Here is an 18,488-nt window from a genome sequence, read left to right on the forward strand (position 1 = left end):
AAAGCGCAAGAATAGGGTCCGGCCCGTTCGGCGAACAGCCCAAGGAGGCGGGGCCCGGGCACGGGCGAGGCCCCGTAACCGGTCTGTCTCCGGGTACGGGGCCTCGCGGCGTCGAACGACGCGGATCAGAAGCGGCGCGTGATCAGGGCGCGCTTGACTTCCTGGATCGCCTTCGTGACCTCGATGCCGCGCGGGCACGCGTCGGTGCAGTTGAAGGTCGTGCGGCAGCGCCACACGCCGTCCTTGTCGTTCAGGATCTCCAGCCGCTGCTCGCCGGCCTCGTCACGCGAGTCGAAGATGAAGCGGTGGGCGTTGACGATCGCCGCCGGGCCGAAGTACTGGCCGTCGTTCCAGAACACCGGGCACGAGGACGTGCACGCGGCGCACAGGATGCACTTGGTGGTGTCGTCGAAGCGCTCGCGGTCCTCGGCGGACTGCAGGCGCTCGCGCGTCGGCTCGTTGCCCTTGGTGACCAGGAACGGCATGACGTCCCGGTACGCCTGGAAGAAGGGCTCCATGTCGACCACGAGGTCCTTCATCACCGTGAGGCCCTTGATGGCCTCGACCGTGATGGGCTTCTCCGGGTTGATGTCCTTGATCAGCGTCTTGCAGGCGAGCCTGTTCTTGCCGTTGATCCGCATCGCGTCGGAGCCGCAGATGCCGTGCGCGCACGAGCGGCGGAAGGTCAGCGTGCCGTCGAGGTCCCACTTGATCTTGTGGAGACCGTCGAGCACGCGCTCCTTCGGGTCGATCTCGATCTGGAAGTCCTGCCACTCCGCCTCGGCCGAGACCTCGGGGTTGTAGCGGCGGATCCGGAAGGTGACCGTGATGTTGTGCGAGGCCGCGGCCTCGGACTCCACCTTGTCGAGGGTCGGGGTAGCCATCAGTACTTACGCTCCATCGGCTGGTAGCGGGTGACGACGACGGGCTTGTAGTCCAGGCGGACGGAGTCCTTGCCGTCGGCGCCGACCTCGCGGTACGCCATGGTGTGGCGCATGAAGTTGACGTCGTCGCGGTTCGGGTAGTCCTCGCGGTAGTGACCCCCGCGGGACTCCTTGCGCGCGAGGGCGGACACGGCCATGACCTCGGCCAGGTCGAGCAGGTTGCCCAGCTCGATGGCCTCCAGCAGGTCCGTGTTGAAGCGCTTGCCCTTGTCCTGGACGGACACGTTCTTGTAGCGCTCGCGCAGCTCCGCGATCTTCTCGACCGCGGTCTTGATGGTCTGCTCCGTGCGGAACACCATCACGCAGGCGTCCATCGTCTCCTGGAGCTCCAGGCGCAGGTCGGCGACCCGCTCCTTGCCCGTGGAGTTGCGCAGCTGCTCGACCAGGTCGGCGACCTGCTGCGCCGGGTTCTCCGGCAGCTCGACGTAGTCGTGCTTCGCCGCGTACTCGGCCGCCGCGATGCCGGAGCGCTTGCCGAAGACGTTGATGTCCAGAAGCGAGTTGGTGCCCAGGCGGTTGGCGCCGTGCACCGACACGCACGCGACCTCGCCGGCCGCGTACAGGCCGGGGACGACGGTGGTGTTGTCCGCCAGGACCTCACCCTCGACGTTGGTCGGGATGCCGCCCATGGCGTAGTGCGCGGTGGGCTGGATCGGGATCGGGTCCGTGTAGGGCTCGATGCCGAGGTAGGTGCGCGCGAACTCCGTGATGTCCGGGAGCTTCGCGTCGAGCTGCTCCGGCGGGAGGTGCGTCAGGTCCAGGTACACGTGGTCGCCGGCCGGACCGCAGCCGCGGCCCTCGCGGATCTCGGTGTAGATGGAGCGCGAGACGACGTCACGGGACGCGAGGTCCTTCATGACCGGCGCGTACTTCTCCATGAAGCGCTCGCCGTCCTTGTTGCGGAGGATGCCGCCCTCACCGCGGGCGCCCTCCGTCAGCAGGATGCCCATGCGCCAGATGCCCGTCGGGTGGAACTGGAAGAACTCCATGTCCTCCAGCGGCAGGCCGCGGCGGTAGCAGGCCGCCTGGCCGTCACCCGTCAGGGTGTGCGCGTTGGAGGTCACCTTGAAGAACTTGCCGGTGCCGCCGGAGGCGTAGATGACCGCCTTGGCCTGGAAGACGTGGATCTCGCCGGTGGCGAGCTCGTACGCGACCACACCCGCGGACTTCTTGACGCCGTCCTCCTCGACCAGCAGCTGGTCCAGGACGTAGAACTCGTTGAAGAACTCCACGCCCTCCTTGACGCAGTTCTGGTACAGCGTCTGGAGGATCATGTGGCCGGTGCGGTCCGCGGCGTAGCAGGACCGGCGGACCGGCGCCTCGCCGTGGTTGCGGGAGTGGCCGCCGAAGCGGCGCTGGTCGATGGTGCCGTCCGGGGTGCGGTTGAACGGCAGGCCCATCTTCTCGAGGTCGAGGACCGCGTCGATGGCCTCCTTCGCCAGGATCTCGGCGGCGTCCTGGTCGACCAGGTAGTCACCGCCCTTGACCGTGTCGAAGGTGTGCCACTCCCAGTTGTCGTCCTCCACGTTGGCCAGCGCGGCGGCCATGCCGCCCTGCGCGGCGCCCGTGTGGGAGCGGGTGGGGTAGAGCTTCGTCAGCACGGCGGTGCGGCTGCGCTTCGTCGCCTCGATGGCGGCGCGCATGCCCGCGCCACCGGCGCCGACGATGACGGTGTCGTACTTGTGGATCTTCATGAGATTTTTCGCCTCAGCCCCGTTGCCTAGCGGATGTTCGGGTCGAAGGTGAAGATCACCAGCGTGCCCAGAAGGATGGTGAACACCGTGGCGGTGTAGAGCAGGCCCTTCAGCCACAGCCGCGTGTTGGCGCGCTCCGCGTAGTCGTTGATGACGGTACGCAGGCCGTTGGCGCCGTGCAGCATGGCCAGCCACAGCATCAGCAGGTCCCAGACCTGCCAGAACGGGGAAGCCCAGCGGCCGGCGACGAAGGCGAAGCCGACCTTGGAGACGCCGCCGTCCAGCACCAGCTGGATCAGGAGGTGGCCGATGACCAGGACGACCAGCACGATGCCCGAGAGGCGCATGAAGAGCCACGCGGCCATCTCGAAGTTGCCGCGGGTCGAGCGCGGGGTCTTGCCGGTCCGCTTGCGCGGGGCCTCGATGTAGGGCGCCGGGTTGTCGGCGTCGTAGAGGGACACGCCCTCGACGTCGCCGATCGCCTGGGCGGAAGAAGTGTCAGAAGACATGCGTGTCACTCCCCGAACAGAACGCGGTAGGCGTGGCCGAGGACGGGGTACAGGGCCCCGATCATCAGCACGATCCAGACACCCACGACGCTCCAGAGCATCTGCTTCTGGTAGCGGGGGCCCTTGGACCAGAAGTCCACGGCGATGACACGGAGACCGTTGAGCGCGTGGAAGAGGATGGCGGCGACGAGGCCGTACTCCAGCAGCGCGACGATCGGAGTCTTGTAGGTAGCCACGACATCGTCGTACGCCTCAGGGGAGACGCGGACGAGAGCGGTGTCGAGGACGTGTACGAACAGGAAGAAGAAAATGAGGACGCCGGTGACTCGATGAGCCACCCAGGACCACATTCCTTCCCGGCCGCGGTACAACGTTCCAGCCGGCACGGAAAACCCTCCGGAAGCGGGGCGGGGGCCAGCCGGCTTCTTTGTCGGTCGGGCCCGGCCGGGTACGGTCCACCGGCCCCGGACATCGTAGCGACGCTTCGTCGGTTCCCTCGCGCGGGGTCCACTGGTGTGATCAAACAGGCACGGACGGCCTATCCCGCAGGGGCAAATAGGCCGAAATCAGCCGCCGACAGACCGTCGTCCGGGTTCTGGCGGGCGGTTCCGGCCAGCCGGTCGAGCAGACGCAGCAGCCGGGAGCGGGCGACCATCCGCAGTTCGTCGGCCGCGATCGAGCGCTCCTCGTCGATCTCGTGACCCATCCTGCGGCGGATCGAGGCCAGCAGCTGGTTTATCTGCTCCTCCGGCGGATGGCCGTCCAGGCAGATCACGAAGGCGTGCCCGAAGGTGCGCTCGTACTCGGCCCGGGCCGCGTCCAGCGCCACCAGCGCGGCGTAGGGCGCCCCGTGGCCGAGCTCCGCCGAGGACTCGCGGGCCAGCGCCTCCGAGAGGTCGCCCTGGGACATGTCGTACGCGGCCTCGTCGGCCGCCGCCAGCAGGGAGGCGGTGTCCGGGTAGGGGCGGTGGTCGGTCACCCGCCGGCCCCAGCGGACGCTGCCGCAGCAGTGCAGCAGCGCCGTCCGGGCGTGCTCGGGCGGCAGGCCGTTGAACCGCGCCAGCCCGGCGTCCGGAGTGGGGACCGGGCCGCGGACCTGTGCCGGAAGGGGGCTGGACAGCGGAGGTCTCCTCGGGGCGCGGCGCGGGTGTACCGCCACGCTAGCGATCCCGGAGTGGGGGTGGCGTATGCATAAGGGGTTTTCACCCGGAAGTGAGCCGAAAGGATGACACCCGGGCCGGTGTGAACCGGCCGGAGAGAGGGGAGGGCGACCGAGGCCGCCACCCCCCACAGGAGAGGCCCCGGTCGCCATCCGTCACGGGCTCGTGCGACAAGCCCGTATCTGTGTCAGCGTCCGGAGTGCGTTTTCTGTCACACCTCGCTCCGCGCAGGCTTGGTTGCTGGTTGTACAACGCGTGGACGAGAGGTACGTGAAAGCCGTAACGTGCGGATTTGCGCCACACGTACAGGACGTCGAACGGGTTGGGGACTTTGCTGGGGGACGACGCGGAGCTGACCGCCGCGGTGCTCGCGGCACAGGACGGCGACGAGAGCGCGTTCCGGACTGTGTACCGCGCCGTGCACCCGCGCCTGCTCGGATACGTACGCACGCTCGTCGGGGACGGCGACGCCGAGGACGTGACCTCCGAGGCCTGGCTGCAGATCGCCCGCGACCTCGGCTCCTTCACCGGAGACGCCGACCGCTTCCGCGGCTGGGCGGCACGCATCGCCCGCAACCGGGCCCTCGACCACATCCGCATGCGCGGCCGCCGGCCCGCCGTCGGCGGCGACGAGACCGAGCTGACCGGACGGGCCGCGGACTCGGACACCTACGGCGAGGCCATGGAGGCCCTCTCCACGGGCCGCACCATGGCGCTGATAGCCCAGCTCCCGCAGGACCAGGCCGAGGCCGTCGTCCTGCGGGTGGTCGTCGGCCTCGACGCGAAGAGCGCGGCCGAGACCCTGGGCAAACGGCCCGGCGCGGTCCGCACGGCGGCGCACCGGGGGCTGAAGAAGCTCGCCGAACTGCTGAGCGCCGAGTCGGGTACCGCGGGCGGGGGCGAGGCCCGGGCGCGGGTCGGCCATAATGCCGGAGACCTGGCGCGGGACCGTGACCTCGACGCCGTACCGGCGCAGCGGGCTCGGGCCAAGGCCCTCGTCGAACAAACCGGTGTGACGCATTCACGTTGGCGGACGCAGAAGGACATGTGATGGCCGACGAGCACAAGGCGTGGCTGGACGGAGCCACGGCGGAGGAGCTGCTGCGCGGACGGGCCGCCGGCCCGGTCGGACCCGGCGCCGACCCCCGTGCCCGCGCCGAGGCCGAGCGGCTGCGCGCCGCCCTCGACGCCCTGACCCCGCCGCCCGCGGGCGGCGAGCTGCCCGGCGAGGCCGCGGCCCTGGCCGCGTTCCGCGCGGCGCACGCGACGCGGGCCACGGCGGCGGTCACCGCGGCGGCGGCGTCCGAGGCGGGCCGCCCCGGCGCGCCCGGGGCCGGTGCGCCCGGGACCGGAGTGCGCGGCACCGGAGCGCCCGAAGAGCCCGTCATCGACCTGGCCCCGATACCCGTCGTACGGATCCCCGCGCAGCGCCGCTACGGCACCCCCGCCCGCTTCGGGCTGGCGGCCGCGCTGGCCGGGGTGGCGGTCGGCGGTATCGCCGCCGTCGCCGGCACCGGCCTGCTGGACCGGGCCGTGCACCTCACGGCCGGCCCCGCGCCCGCCGTCTCGGTCAGCGCCGACTCGGACCGCACCCCCGCCGGGGAGACGGCCGGCCCCAGCCCCGAGGTCCCGCTGCTGCGGCCCACCCCGGAGGGCGGCGGCGGGCTCGCCTCGCTCGGCCCCGGCTTCTCGCTGCCGCCGGGCGGGCAGACCCGCATCCCCCTGGACACCGCCCCCAGCGTGTCGCTGCCGCCCGGTGCGGTGACGACGCCCGGCACGGGAGGCGGCGGCGCGGCGGGCACGGACGGCGGCACCCGCAACACGTTCACCGACAAGACCGGCGGCACCGGCGACAACGGGGGCGCCGACAAGGGCGGCGGGGAGTCGGGCAGGGACCGCCCCGAGAACCTGTGCCGGGACCACCTCGCGAACAAGCTGGCCGAGGACCGCAAGCAGTACCTCGCCCGGATCGCCGGCGGACCCGCCAAGGTGCCGCGCTTCTGCGCGACCCTGCTGGACGCGCCCCGCTCGGGCACCCCGCAGGGCGGCTCCGTCGACCCGGGCAGCGTCGTCGTCCCCTCGCCGACGACGGCGAACCCGGGCGGCCCGCTGGGCTTCCGCACCCGCTGACGGGGTCCGGGAACCGGCCCGCGGACGCGGCTCGGAACAGCCGGAAACGCAAAGGTGAAACGTTTCCGCGCCAGCTCGTACGAACGGCAGTAACACTTTTCGAACCGCCGGCGCAGTACAGAACGAGCCGACTGGTCATCGGCCGCGCGAGAGCCGGGGTTCCCCCCGTACCCCTGGGCTCTGCGCACCCGGCGCGGGCGGGGCACGTTCCCCCGGCCCTGCCCGCGCCCTCTCTCCTCCCACGGCTGAGGCCGGTCGGTCGACCGAATCACCGTCACCAGTAGACGACGACCTTGTCGCCGACCCTCACCTGGTCGAACAGCGCCGCCAGCTTCTGCTTGTCCCGGACGTTCACGCAGCCGTGCGAGGCGCCGGCGTAGCCGCGGGCCGCGAAGTCGGCCGAGTAGTGCACGGCCTGGCCCTGACTGAAGAACATCGAGTACGGCATCGGCGTGTGGTAGATCGTCGAGGTCCAGTCCTTCGCCTTCCACTCCACCTGGAACTGGCCCTCGCGGGTCGGCGTGTTCTCCGAGCCGAAGCGCACGTCCATCGTGGAGACCACCTTGCCGTCGATCATCCAGGCGAGCGTGCGGCTCTCCTTGCTGATGCACAGCACCCGGCCCTGGAGGCAGCGCGGGTCCGGGGCGGCCGGCTCGTTGGTGGTCGGCGGGCGCAGCTCCTCCTCCGTCGGCTTCCTGCTGAGGCCCTGGAGCCTGTGCCAGGTGGTCTCGTCCACCGCGCCGGTGGCGCCGAGCCCCTGCTGCGTCTGGAAGCCCTTCACGGCGGCGGTCGTCTTCGAGCCGTAGAAGCCGGTGGGAGCCACCGACATCAGCTTCAGCTGGCGCAGGCGGGCCTGGAGCTCGCGGACCTGGTCGCTCTCGTCGCCGTTGGCCATGACCGGCTTGACGGCCGGGGCCGCGGACTCCGACGGCGGGGGCGAGGCCGGGGCCGAGGAGGGCGGCGCGGAAGACGGGGAGGGCGACGGGGACGAGGACTGCGAGGGGGACGGAGCGGGGGAGGAGGCGCCCGGCTTGTCGTCCTGCCCGGACGGGGACGCCGAGGGCGGAGCGACCGGCGCGGACGGCGCCGCCGGAGCGGAACCGGAATGCTGGGGACCGCAGGCGGTCGCGGCGAACGCCACGGCGGCGGCAAGGCCGAGCGTGCGGATGGCGGCTCTCTGTCGGTGCATTCGCGGTTCCCCCGAATTCGTCGTCGTGTATCTGGGTGATGCCTCACGGGCGTGGACAGTTGCGGACGAACCCGCGATGTTGCGCCATTGTGACCAGCGGCCGTCGCGGGCGCGGCCGTACCGGCCCCGGGCCGGTCGGCTCCACGGACACGGAGGGTGCACGACATGGTCCGTCCCACGGCCCGCACCGAGAGCGGGATCCCCATCGAACCGGTCTACGGGCCGCAGGTCCTGGCGGGCTGGGATCCGGTGGGGAGCCTCGGGGCGCCGGGGGAGTACCCGTTCACCCGCGGCATCCACCCCACGATGTACGCGGCCCGGCCCTGGACCATGCGCCAGTACGCCGGCTTCGGCACGGCCGCCGAGTCCAACGCCCGCTTCCGCCGCCTCATCGAGGGCGGGGGCACCGGTCTGTCCGTGGCCTTCGACCTGCCCACCCAGATGGGCCACGACTCCGACGCCCCCCTCGCCGCCGGGGAGGTCGGCAAGGTCGGCGTCGCCGTCGACTCCGTCGAGGACCTGCGCGTGCTCTTCGAGGACATCCCCCTCGACCGCGTCTCCACCTCGATGACGATCAACGCCCCGGCCGCCCTGCTGCTCCTGATGTACCAGCTCGTCGCCGAGGAGCGGGGCATCGCGGGCGCCCGGCTGACCGGCACGATCCAGAACGACGTCCTGAAGGAGTACATCGCGCGCGGGACGTACGTCTTCCCGCCCGGCCCCTCCCTGCGGCTGACCGCCGACACCTTCCGCTACTGCCGCGCCGAGCTCCCCCGCTGGAACACCATCTCCGTCTCCGGCTACCACATGGCCGAGGCGGGCGCCTCGCCCGTCCAGGAGGTCGCCTTCACCCTCGCCGACGCGATCGCCTACGTCCGGACCGCGCTCGACGCCGGGATGGCCGTCGACGAGTTCGCCCCCCGCCTGTCCTTCTTCTTCGTCGCCCGCACCACCCTCCTGGAGGAGGTGGCCAAGTTCCGGGCGGCCCGCCGGATCTGGGCCCGCGTCATGCGCGAGCAGTTCGGCGCGAAGGACCCCAGGTCGCTGATGCTGCGCTTCCACACCCAGACCGCCGGGGTCCAGCTGACGGCGCAGCAGCCCGAGCTCAACCTCGTACGGGTGGGCGTGCAGGCGCTGGCCGCGGTCCTCGGCGGCACCCAGTCGCTGCACACCAACTCCTTCGACGAGGCCATCGCGCTGCCCACGGAGAAGGCGGCCCGGCTGGCGCTGCGGACCCAGCAGGTGCTGGCGTACGAGACGGACGTGCCGCACACCGCCGACCCCTTCGCCGGGTCCTACGCCGTGGAGCGGATGACGGACCAGCTGGAGGAGGCGGCCCTGGCCCTGATGCGGCGGGTCGAGGACCTCGGCGGGGCGGTCGCGGCGATCGAGGCCGGGTTCCAGAAGGGGGAGATCGAGGCCAACGCCTACCGGATCGCCCGGGAGCAGGAGGCCGGGGCGCGGACCGTGGTCGGGGTCAACCGCTTCGCGCTGGAGCGGGAGGAGCCGTACGCCCCGCTGCGCGTCGACCCGGAGATCGAGGTCCGGCAGTGCGAGGCGCTGGCCCGGCTGCGGGCCGGGCGGGACGCGGAGGCGGTGCGGTCCACGCTGGAGGAGCTGCGGGAGGCGGCCGCCGGGGCGGAGGAGAACGTGCTGTACCCGATGAAGGAGGCGCTGCGGGCGCGGGCCACGGTCGGGGAGGTGTGCGGGGTGCTGCGGGAGGTCTGGGGGGCGTACGAGCCGTCGGGTCTCGGTGCGTGAAACGCACTGGCATGACAGGTGCGTACCTGTGGGACACTCCTGCCCATGCTGGGTGTGACAGATCTTCCTACTTATTTCGCCGCCGTGGTGCTGATCGTCCTGCTGCCGGGGCCGAACTCCCTCTACGTCCTCTCCGTCGCCTCGCGGCGCGGGGTGAGGCAGGGCTACAAGGCCGCCTGCGGCGTGTTCACCGGCGACACCGTGCTCATGGTGCTCGCGGCCGTCGGCGCGGGCGCGCTGCTCCAGGCCAGTCCGGTGCTGTTCACCGTGGTCAAGGTGCTCGGCGCCGGCTACCTGGGCTGGCTGGCCGTCGGCATGATGCGGGCCGCGCGGACCATGTGGCAGGCGCGCCGGACGCGCGACGAGGAGCCGGAGCCGGACGGCGCGGAGGCGGCGGGCGCGGCCGAGCGGCCGTACCGGCGGGCGCTGCTGGTCAGCCTGCTCAACCCGAAGGCCATCCTGTTCCTGCTGTCGTTCTTCGTGCAGTTCGTCGACCCCGGGTACGCCTACCCCGCGCTGTCGTTCCTGCTGCTCGGGACCGTCTCCCAGCTGGTCAGCCTCCTCTACCTGTCCACCCTGATCTTCACGGGCACCCGCCTGTCGGCCGCCTTCCGCCGCCGCAAGCGGCTGTCGGCCGGGGCGACCTCGGCGGCGGGCGTGGTCTTCCTGGGCTTCGCCGCCAAGCTCGCCGTCAGCTGACGGACGCCGACCGACCCCCGTCGGCCGGACGACGGCCGACCCCCGTCGGCCGACCCCCGTCGGCCGACCGGCGGCCGACCGGCGGGCGTCGGGCGGGCGGCGCCCGGGGGCGTCAGAAGCCGGCGCCCAGCCGGCCCAGCCGCCTGCGCAGCCGGTGCGCCGCCCGCCGCACGGCGCGGCTGCGCGGCAGGAAGGCCAGCCGCCGCGGGAGCCCGCCCGGCAGCCCCAGGGCGGTCAGCCGGCGGCGCCCGAAGTAGCGCCGGGTGTACGGGTCCAGGTGCCGCGCCAGGTACGCCTCGGCCCCGGGGCGGCGCTCCGGCAGGATCCGGGGCTGCATGGTGAAGCCCACCGCCGAGACCAGTCCGGGCAGATCGGCGGGGGGATCCTGCGGCGGCCCGTCCAGGTCCGGGACCAGCGCGTCCACCAGCGTCAGCGGGATCCGGTTGCTGTTCTGGTACGGGACCAGCCGGCCCAGCACGGCCGCGGTGCCGGTCCGCGCCACCGGGATCCCGTACAGCGCCCGGGCCGTCAGCAGCCCCGTGGAGAAGCAGCCCACCACCAGCGCCGGGCGCAGCCGCTGGTAGAGGGTCTCGGCCAGCACCGGCGCGTCCAGCACGGTCAGCCGGGCCCCGAGCCGGGCGGCCTCCGCCTCGGCCCGCCGCCAGTAGGCCGCCGGGGCGCCCGGGTGCGGTTTGAAGACCAGGTCTCGGTGGCCCCACTCGTAGGCGCCGCGCACCATCGAGGCGTGCAGCTCCTCCTCGTCGTCCGGGGACATCAGCTCCAGCGCGGACAGGTACTGGCCCAGCAGCAGGGCGGGGGGCTCCTCCCCGGCCCCGGCCCCTCCCGCGGCCGGGAGGCCGGCTCCGGGCGGGTCCCCCTGCTCGGCCAGCTCGGCGAAGACCTTCAGGGCGGCGGGCGCCGGCACCAGCTCCCCCCGCACCCCGAACTCGGTCAGCAGCAGCGGCTCCAGCCCCGGGACCAGGTCCAGGTGCAGCACCCGCCGCACCCGCATCCCGATCTGCGGGTCGAGCCGGAAGCGGGTGGGCCCGTACGACATGAGCCCGTCGGCGTAGACGTCGATCGCGGCGCCCGGGAACAGCCGGCACAGGCTCTGCGCGGGCGGCACCTGGAGGGACTCCACGACCAGCTCGACCCGGTCCTCGCCCAGCCCCCACGACCGCCGCAGCTGGCGCTCCCACAGCGGGACGTCCTCCGGGCGCGGCGCCCAGACGCCGGGGTGCTGCGGGGCGACGACCGCGTTCCAGTCGAGCACCTCGTCGAAGCGGGTGCGCAGCGCGGCGAAGCCCGGCATGGCGTCGAGGCCCGGCGTGATCTCGGGGGCGGGGGAGTGGTTGCTGGTCAGCAGGATCCGGCGGTCGGCCGGCGGGAGGCAGCCGGCGTCGAGGGCGGCGGCGAGGGTGGCCGTGCCGTAGAGGGTGGAGGCGAGGAAGACCTGCGTCACGTTCACGCGGCGGCCCCCGGGGCCGGGACGGCGGCGGAGGAGGAGCCGGTCCTGCGGCGCAGCCTGCGCAGCAGGGCGGAGCGGTCCGCGCCCATCGAGTCCAGGGCCCCGTCCAGCGCCGCGCGCGGCAGGCGGCCGAGTGCGTCCGCACTCATCGACCGGAGTTCTTTCGCCACGGCCGGTTCGAACCTTTCGATCGAGCCGATATGGTGCGCGATAATCGCGCAATACGTTCGGACGGCCTTGGGGATCAGGAGTTCGGATTCCCGGTCGGCGGCCGTGTCCGCGATCACCTGGTCGAATGCCCGAATGAAATCGAGCTGGCGCTCGTCCCCGATCTGCGTCAACGAGGTGGAAATGCCCCGCCGGTAGAAGATCCCCGGCAGGCCGACCGCCGCGAACGATCCCGCCTCCCGGTGCAGCCGCCAGATCCACGGCCGGTCCTCGGCCGTCCGCAGCCCGTCGGTGAAGTGCAGCAGCCCCCGGTCCAGCAGCCGCCGGTGGTACATCCCCGCCCAGGCGTACGGGTAGTCCACCGCGGTGGCGCGCGAGGCCGGCAGGATCCCGGCGCGGGAGTCGGCCACCACCGACTCCGGCCCGTACGGAACCCGCTGCACGGCCCGCTCCCGGCCTGTCACCTGCACATGGTCGGTACGGACGAAATCGCAGTTCAGAGCCTCGATGGCGGCCAGCGTGCGGGACAGGTGGCCCGGCGCCAGCCAGTCGTCGCCGTCCAGGAAGGCGACGTACTCCCCGCGTGCCGCGTCCAGCCCGGTGTTGCGGGCGGTCGCCAGCCCGCCGTTGCGCTCCCGTCTGAGGAGCACCGCCCCCGGCAGGGCCGCCGCGGCGCGCTCCAGCAGCGCGGGCGTCCCGTCCGTCGAACGGTCGTCGACGAGCAGGAACTCGAAGTCCTCGCGGGCGTTGAGTTCGAGGCTCCGCAGGGCATCCGGTGCGTATGTCTGCACGTTGTAGAACGGCACGACCACAGAGAGCTTGAGCACCCGGGCGACCCTAGGGCGCGGCCCGGCATTCACCGTGGCCCCGACGCGTATTCCATGTGAACGACGAAGGGCGGTCGCGTTAACCAGGGCGCTTTCGCATTTCGTCGACGGGTTGTTAACCCACCGTTGTGCGCTCGTTGGGCCGACCACCGGAAATGCGGAATAGCTTCTGCCGGGTGCCAGTGCCACTCAGAAGAAGCCCGGCCGATCAGCGGATCGCCGTACTCGCCGATTCCGACACGCGATGGAAATGGGGCGCCCACACGGCCCGCCGCCTCATCCCCTCCGACACCCCCGCCGGCCACCGGATCACCGGCTACCTCCTGCGCGGCCGGGCCACCCCCACCGCCCGCCAGCTCGGCGAGGCGGGGGTCGGCGCGGACGCCGTACCGGTGGAGGTCACCTGCGCGGAGTTCCTCGCGGAGCTCGGGCGCGAACGCCACGACGTGGTCGTCCTCGCCCTCGTCGGCGGAGCCGTCCAGGCCGTCCTGCACGGGGCCCGCGCCCTGTGGCCGGAGCCGTCGGCCCGGCCCGTGTTCGTCACCGGGTACGTGGGCGTGGTCTACGAGAAGCTCGCCGACGGGCTGCTGCTGCGGCACGGCGCCGACCTGGTCCTCGCCAACTCCCGCCACGACGCCGAGCGCTTCCGCGCCGTCTACGCGGGCGTGGGCGCCGACCCGGACGCCGTCACCGAGACCGCCCTGCCCTTCCTGGAAGGGGCCCCGTACGAGCCCGCCGGCACCGGGACCCACCGGGTGGTCTTCGCGGTGCAGCCCTCCGTACCCGAGAGCCGCGCCGACCGGGCCTACCTGCTGGAGCGGGCCGCCGGGCACGCGCGGCTGCACCCGGACCGCGAGGTCCTGGTCAAACTGCGCAGCCGGCCCGGGGAGCACACCACCCACCTGGAGGAACACCCCTACCAGCGCCTGGCCGAACGCCTCCCCGGCGGCCTCCCGCCCAACTGCCGGCTGGTCTACGGGCACATGGGCGAGGTCCTCGACGGCACCGACCTGCTGGTCACCGTCTCCTCCACGGCAGCCCTGGAGTCCCTCCACCGGGGCATCCCGACCGCCGTCCTGACCGACCTCGGCATCCGCGAGGCCCTCGGCAACCAGCACTTCCTCGGCTCGGGCTGCCTGGCCTCCTGGAACCAGCTCGACGCCGGCCTGCTGCCCCAGGGCGACCCCGCCTGGCTCGCGGCCCACGGCGTCCCCGCCGCCGGGCCGGCGGACCCCGGCCCCGACCCCTACGCCCGCGCCCGGGAGCGGGTCGCCGGGCTGCTCGCGAAGGAGCGGCTCGCGCCCGTGGCGCCCTACTACACCGCCGGGACCGCCCCCGGCTACCTCCCCGGGATCCTCGCCCGCCAGCACCTCGCCCCCGACGGGACCCCGCTGCCGGGCGCCCTGCGCAGCGCGGACGGGCGGTCGGCGGCGCGGCGGTGGGTACGGGGACGGCTGCGCGAGGCCGCGCGCGGGGCCTACCGGCACGGGGTGCAGCGCGTGGCCCCGGCGATCCGCCGCCTGGGCGAGCTGTGAGCGCCCGGGCCCGCACCACCGCGGAGCAGCGGCCCCGCAGGGTCCTCGCGGTGATCCCGGCCCGCGGCGGCTCCAAGGGGGTCCCGGGCAAGAACACCGCGCGCGTCGGCGGCGTCCCGCTGGTCGCCCGTGCCGTAAGCGCCTGCCGGGCCGCGCCCACCGTCACCGACGTGGTCGTCTCCACCGACTGCGAGGCCGTCGCCGCCGCGGCCCGCGCCGCCGGCGCCCAGGTGATCAGCCGCCCCGCGGCCCTCTCCGGGGACACCGCGAGCAGCGAGGCCGCCGTGCTGCACGCCCTGGAGACCTTCGAGGAACTGCACCCCGTCACCGTGGACGTGGTCCTCCTGGTCCAGTGCACCAGCCCCTTCCTGACCCCCTCCGACATCGAGGCCGTCGCCGCCGCGGTGGCCTCCGGCGCCGCCGACTCGGCCCTCACCGCCGCCCCCTTCCACGGCTTCCTCTGGCGCCGCGGGCCCGACGGCGCCGGGAGCGGGGTCAACCACGTCCCCGCGTACCGGCCCCGCCGCCAGGACCGCCCCGAGGAACTGCTGGAGACCGGCGCCGCCTACGCCATGGCCGCGGCCGGCCTGCGCACCGCCCGGCACCGCTTCTTCGGGCGCGTCCTGCCCGTCCCCGCCGACCCGGCACGGGTCCTGGAGGTCGACGACCCGCACGACCTCGCCCGCGCCCGCCTCCTGGCCCCCCTCCTCGACCCGGTTCCCGCACCCCGCCCGCCCCGCCCACCCCAGAGAAGGACACCCGACGCCATGACCGTCGCCCCCCTCAACCCCCGCCTGCGCACCCTCGGCCGGCGCATCGCCGGCCCCGGCCGCCCGGTCTACGTCGTCGGCGAGATCGGCATCAACCACAACGGCGACCTCGGCACCGCCTTCGCCCTCGTCGACGCCGCCGCCGAGGCCGGATGCGACGCGGTCAAGTTCCAGAAGCGCACCCCGGAGGTCTGCACCCCCCGCGACCAGTGGCACGTCGAACGCGACACCCCCTGGGGCCGCATGACCTACATCGACTACCGCCACCGCGTCGAGTTCGGCGAGGCCGACTACCTCGCCATCGACGAGCACTGCGCCAAGCGCGGCATCGACTGGTTCGCCTCCCCCTGGGACACCGAGGCCGTCGCCTTCCTGGAGAAGTTCGACCTCCCCGCCCACAAGGCGGCCTCCGCCTGCCTCACCGACGACGAGCTGCTGCGCGCCCTGCGCGCCACCGGCCGCACGGTCGTCCTCTCCACCGGCATGTCCACCCCGAAGCAGATCCGGCACGCCGTCGAGGTGCTCGGCAGCGAGAACATCCTGCTCTGCCACGCCACCTCGACCTACCCGGCCAAGGCCGAGGAGCTCAACCTGCGGATGATCAACACCCTCCAGGAGGAGTACCCGAACGTCCCCGTCGGCTACTCCGGCCACGAGACGGGCCTGCAGACCACGCTGGCCGCCGTCGCCCTCGGCGCCGTGTTCGTCGAGCGGCACATCACCCTCGACCGCGCCATGTGGGGCTCCGACCAGGCCGCCTCCGTCGAGCCCGGCGGCCTCGCCCGCCTCGTGCGCGACATCCGCACCATCGAGACCGCCCTCGGCGACGGCGTCAAGAAGGTCTACGACTCCGAGCTCGGCCCGATGAAGAAGCTCCGCCGCGTCCAGGGCGCCCTCCCGGCCCCGGCCCCCGCGGCGTCCTGACCGTCCCCGGCCCTCCTCCCCAGAGCGGAGTACGTCGTGAACCCCTCAGCCCCCACCCTCGCCCTCGTGGAGAGCCCGGTCCAGCTCCTCAACGTGCTGGAGTGGGCCCACGCCCGGCGCGGGGGCGGCCCGCTGCTGACCGCCGTCCCCCGCCAGCCCGGCGTCGCCGACCGGCGCCGGACCCACCCGCGCCCGTCCGCCGACCGGCTGCGCGTCGTCGTCCTGCCCCCGACCGATCCGATGTCCCGGGGCCAGCTGCGCCGGGTCGCCGGGATCGCCCGGGGCGAGGGCCACGCCGTCCACTGGCAGGAGGCCCGCGGGGGCTCCGGCTCCCCGGCGGGCGCCCTGGCCGCCCTCGCGCCCGCCGTGCGCCGGGCGGAGCGGATCGTCGTCGGCGACCCCTTCTCCCGCTTCCTCCAGCTGCTGCTGGTCCCGGCCCGGGCCGCCGAGCTGGTCGTCGTGGACGACGGCACCGCCACCATGGAGTTCGTCGCGCAGCTCGGCCGGGGCGAGCGGCTGCGCCGCTGGCACCGCACCGGTGGCGGGGCCGCGTCCCGGGCGCGGGAGCTCGCGTACGCCCCGGTGTCGGGCGCCGCGCGGCGCCGGCTGACCCCGCGCGCCGGGCACGCCGTCGAGCTGTTCACCTCGATGCCGGTCGTCCCGCCGGACGGTGCCCGGCTGCGGGTCAACGACTTCGCCTGGACCCGGGCCCGGTTCGGCCCGCCCCGCCTGACCAGGGGCACCGACCTGGTCGGCACCTCCCTGGTGGAGACGGGGGTGGTCGACCCGTTCCGCTACCTGGACGCGGTGCGGGCCCTGGCCCGCGAGCACGGGGTGACCCGCTACTTCGCGCACCGCCGGGAGTCGCCCGAGAAGCTGCGCGCGCTGAGCGAGGCGACGGGGCTGGAGATCGTGCGCCCGGACCTGCCGCTGGAGCTGATCGCCCGCAGGGGCCCCATCGGGCGTACGGTCGTCAGCTTTCCGTCCACGGTCGTCCACACGCTGCCGTACGCGCTCACCGGCACCGGCGTGACGGTCGCCGTCTGCGACATCGACCCCGCGTGGCTCACCGCCACCGCCTCGCCCAGGGCCCGCGGCTTCCTCGCGGGCGTCATCGACACCGCCCGTGATGTGCGCAGACTCCCGCTCGGCGCGGCTCCCGCGGCCGGATGAGCGCGCGAGTTTACCCCCGGGCGCATCCGATCATGCGTCCAGAGGTCGCTTTTCTTTCCCCTAACGGCATGAATTTCTGGTGATCTCCCGACAGTTGACCCATCCGTGCGCCTACCCTTAAACGGGTGAACCAGTTGATGTCCCGCGAGTCCCTGCCCGCCCTGCCCGGCAAGCCCGACCGGCCCGAGCTGCCCGGCAAGCTTCCGGATCACCTGCGTGCCGAACTGATCGCCTTCCGCCGCGACTTGCACATGCACCCCGAACTAGGACACCAGGAGTTCCGCACCACGGCGGCGATCAAGGCGCGGCTGGAGCAGGCGGGGCTGAAACCACGCGTACTGAAGTCCGGCACGGGGCTGATCTGCGACGTCGGCACCTGGGACCGGGGACGGCCGATGCTGGCCATGCGCGCGGACATCGACGCCCTGCCCATCCCCGACGCCAAGACCCACGCCCCCTACCGCTCGACCGTCCCGGACCGCGCCCACGCCTGCGGCCACGACGTGCACACCTCCGTCGTCCTCGGCGCCGGCCTGGTGCTGGCCGAGCTCGACCGGCAGGGGCTGCTGCCGCGCCCCGTGCGGCTGCTGTTCCAGCCCGCCGAGGAGGTGCTCCCGGGCGGGGCCACCGAGGCGATCGACTCCGGGGTGCTGGAGGGCGTCGGCCAGATGATCGCGGTGCACTGCGACCCGCGCGTGGACGCCGGCCGGATCGGGCTGCGGGCCGGCCCGATCACCTCGGCCTGCGACCGGTTGGAGGTCACCCTCACGGGCCCCGGCGGCCACACCGCCCGCCCGCACCTGACCACCGACATGGTCACGGCCGCGGCCCGGGTCGCGGTCGACGTGCCGGCCCTGCTGGCCCGCCGGATGGACGCCCGCTCGGGCATGTCCGTCACCTGGGGCCGGATCGAGTCCGGACACGCCTGCAACGTCATCCCGATGCACGCCGAGCTCTCCGGCACGGTCCGCTGCCTGGATCTGAACGCCTGGTACGAGGCCCCGGACGCGATCCACTCGGCGATCGACGAGGTCGCGACCATGCACGGCGCCAAGTTCGAGATCAACCACGTGCGCGGGGTGCCGCCCGTGGTGAACGACCCGGTGGTGGCCGAACTGCTCCGGGAGTCCATGGCGGCCCGTTGCGGCGCCGAGTCCGTCGAGGACACCGAGCAGAGCCTCGGCGGCGAGGACTTCTCCTGGTACCTGGAGCACGTCCCGGGCGCCATGGCCCGCCTCGGCGTCCGCAAGCCCGGCGACACCGCCAAGCGCGACCTGCACCGGGGCGACTTCGACGTCGACGAGTCCGCGATCGCGGTCGGCGTGGAGTTCTTCACGGCCGCCGCCCTGCTCGACGGGCTCCGATCAAGGCCCTCCGCGTAAAAAATCAAGCAAAGCTCTGTACAACATCCGCGGGTCCCCTGCCGGACCTGTCCAGCCCTTGGTACACAAGGGTTGGACGGGTCTGCCGTTACCAATCGGTCACTGTCCGGTTCGCGACGATCCGATAACGACTCATGAACGGGCCTTTAACTGAC

16 protein-coding genes and 1 pseudogene are annotated in these 18,488 nt (G+C 73.1%); 9 read left to right on the forward strand and 8 right to left on the reverse strand.

The genetic code is table 11. The features are described from left to right. Positions 1 to 125: 125 nt before the first annotated feature. The 5 genes from ACIRBY_RS07165 to ACIRBY_RS07185 form a co-directional block, all read right to left on the reverse strand. On the reverse strand, positions 126 to 884 hold the full coding sequence (locus tag ACIRBY_RS07165) for a succinate dehydrogenase iron-sulfur subunit (protein ID WP_366450339.1): 759 nt from the start codon (positions 882 to 884) through the stop codon (positions 126 to 128). After that, complete coding sequence (sdhA, locus tag ACIRBY_RS07170; RefSeq protein WP_403897285.1) at positions 884 to 2,638, reverse strand: succinate dehydrogenase flavoprotein subunit; 1,755 nt, start codon at positions 2,636 to 2,638, stop codon at positions 884 to 886. Before sdhA ends, ACIRBY_RS07165 begins: the two co-directional genes overlap by 1 nt. 26 nt (positions 2,639 to 2,664) lie before the next feature. Beyond that, positions 2,665 to 3,147: a succinate dehydrogenase hydrophobic membrane anchor subunit gene (locus ACIRBY_RS07175; protein WP_042810664.1), complete on the reverse strand. Its 483-nt coding sequence runs from the start codon at positions 3,145 to 3,147 to the stop codon at positions 2,665 to 2,667. 5 nt (positions 3,148 to 3,152) lie between these two features. Further along, positions 3,153 to 3,533 (reverse strand): succinate dehydrogenase, cytochrome b556 subunit, encoded by a 381-nt coding sequence (gene sdhC / locus ACIRBY_RS07180; RefSeq protein WP_403897289.1) that lies wholly within the window; start codon positions 3,531 to 3,533, stop codon positions 3,153 to 3,155. Positions 3,534 to 3,685: 152 nt separating this feature from the next. Continuing rightward, positions 3,686 to 4,306 (reverse strand): 2-oxo-4-hydroxy-4-carboxy-5-ureidoimidazoline decarboxylase, encoded by a 621-nt coding sequence (locus tag ACIRBY_RS07185; protein WP_403897291.1) that lies wholly within the window; start codon positions 4,304 to 4,306, stop codon positions 3,686 to 3,688. Positions 4,307 to 4,638: 332 nt separating this feature from the next. Here ACIRBY_RS07185 and ACIRBY_RS07190 point away from each other — a divergent pair, with 332 nt between their 5' ends. Next, positions 4,639 to 5,358: an RNA polymerase sigma factor gene (locus tag ACIRBY_RS07190; protein WP_403898210.1), complete on the forward strand. Its 720-nt coding sequence runs from the start codon at positions 4,639 to 4,641 to the stop codon at positions 5,356 to 5,358. Further along, on the forward strand, positions 5,358 to 6,437 hold the full coding sequence (locus ACIRBY_RS07195; protein WP_403897294.1) for a hypothetical protein: 1,080 nt from the start codon (positions 5,358 to 5,360) through the stop codon (positions 6,435 to 6,437). The genes ACIRBY_RS07190 and ACIRBY_RS07195 overlap by 1 nt, the downstream gene beginning before the upstream one ends. A gap of 274 nt (positions 6,438 to 6,711) precedes the next feature. Here the strand turns inward: ACIRBY_RS07195 and ACIRBY_RS07200 are convergent, their stop codons facing one another. Continuing rightward, a complete protein-coding gene (locus ACIRBY_RS07200; protein ID WP_403897297.1) occupies positions 6,712 to 7,626 on the reverse strand; it encodes a L,D-transpeptidase family protein in 915 nt (304 codons plus the stop codon). A 165-nt stretch (positions 7,627 to 7,791) separates the two neighbouring features. Between ACIRBY_RS07200 and ACIRBY_RS07205 the strand changes: the two genes are divergently transcribed. Both ACIRBY_RS07205 and leuE read left to right on the forward strand, forming a co-directional pair. Continuing rightward, the gene (locus tag ACIRBY_RS07205; RefSeq protein ID WP_403897300.1) at positions 7,792 to 9,387 is read left to right on the forward strand and encodes a methylmalonyl-CoA mutase; all 1,596 of its coding nucleotides are present in this window, start codon (positions 7,792 to 7,794) and stop codon (positions 9,385 to 9,387) included. Between the two features lie 45 nt (positions 9,388 to 9,432). Next, positions 9,433 to 10,086 (forward strand): leucine efflux protein LeuE, encoded by a 654-nt coding sequence (gene leuE / locus ACIRBY_RS07210; RefSeq protein ID WP_403897303.1) that lies wholly within the window; start codon positions 9,433 to 9,435, stop codon positions 10,084 to 10,086. Positions 10,087 to 10,198: 112 nt separating this feature from the next. Here leuE and ACIRBY_RS07215 read toward each other — a convergent pair whose 3' ends face one another. Next, positions 10,199 to 11,554, reverse strand: coding sequence for a polysialyltransferase family glycosyltransferase (locus ACIRBY_RS07215; RefSeq protein WP_403897305.1), 1,356 nt, complete (start codon positions 11,552 to 11,554; stop codon positions 10,199 to 10,201). Beyond that, positions 11,551 to 12,549, reverse strand: a complete 999-nt coding sequence (locus tag ACIRBY_RS07220; protein WP_403897308.1) for a glycosyltransferase family 2 protein — start codon at positions 12,547 to 12,549, stop codon at positions 11,551 to 11,553. The genes ACIRBY_RS07215 and ACIRBY_RS07220 overlap by 4 nt, the downstream gene beginning before the upstream one ends. A 155-nt stretch (positions 12,550 to 12,704) precedes the next feature. Between ACIRBY_RS07220 and ACIRBY_RS07225 the strand changes: the two genes are divergently transcribed. The 5 genes and pseudogenes from ACIRBY_RS07225 to ACIRBY_RS07245 all read left to right on the forward strand — a co-directional run bounded on the left by ACIRBY_RS07225 (position 12,705) and on the right by ACIRBY_RS07245 (position 18,333). Further along, positions 12,705 to 14,084 (forward strand): DUF6716 putative glycosyltransferase, encoded by a 1,380-nt coding sequence (locus ACIRBY_RS07225; protein WP_403897310.1) that lies wholly within the window; start codon positions 12,705 to 12,707, stop codon positions 14,082 to 14,084. A gap of 50 nt (positions 14,085 to 14,134) precedes the next feature. After that, positions 14,135 to 14,491, forward strand: a pseudogene (locus tag ACIRBY_RS07230) (cytidylyltransferase domain-containing protein); the annotation flags it as partial. Positions 14,492 to 14,851: 360 nt separating this feature from the next. Then, positions 14,852 to 15,778 carry an N-acetylneuraminate synthase family protein gene (locus ACIRBY_RS07235; protein ID WP_403898213.1) on the forward strand — a complete coding sequence of 309 codons (927 nt, stop codon included), beginning with the start codon at positions 14,852 to 14,854 and terminating at the stop codon, positions 15,776 to 15,778. A 36-nt stretch (positions 15,779 to 15,814) separates the two neighbouring features. Further along, positions 15,815 to 16,951 (forward strand): hypothetical protein, encoded by a 1,137-nt coding sequence (locus ACIRBY_RS07240; protein ID WP_403897313.1) that lies wholly within the window; start codon positions 15,815 to 15,817, stop codon positions 16,949 to 16,951. 137 nt (positions 16,952 to 17,088) lie between these two features. Further along, positions 17,089 to 18,333: an amidohydrolase gene (locus tag ACIRBY_RS07245; RefSeq protein ID WP_403898216.1), complete on the forward strand. Its 1,245-nt coding sequence runs from the start codon at positions 17,089 to 17,091 to the stop codon at positions 18,331 to 18,333. Positions 18,334 to 18,488 lie beyond the last annotated feature (155 nt).

The organism is Streptomyces sp. NPDC096136, from assembly GCF_044763325.1.
Classification (GTDB): Bacteria; Actinomycetota; Actinomycetes; order Streptomycetales; family Streptomycetaceae; genus Streptomyces.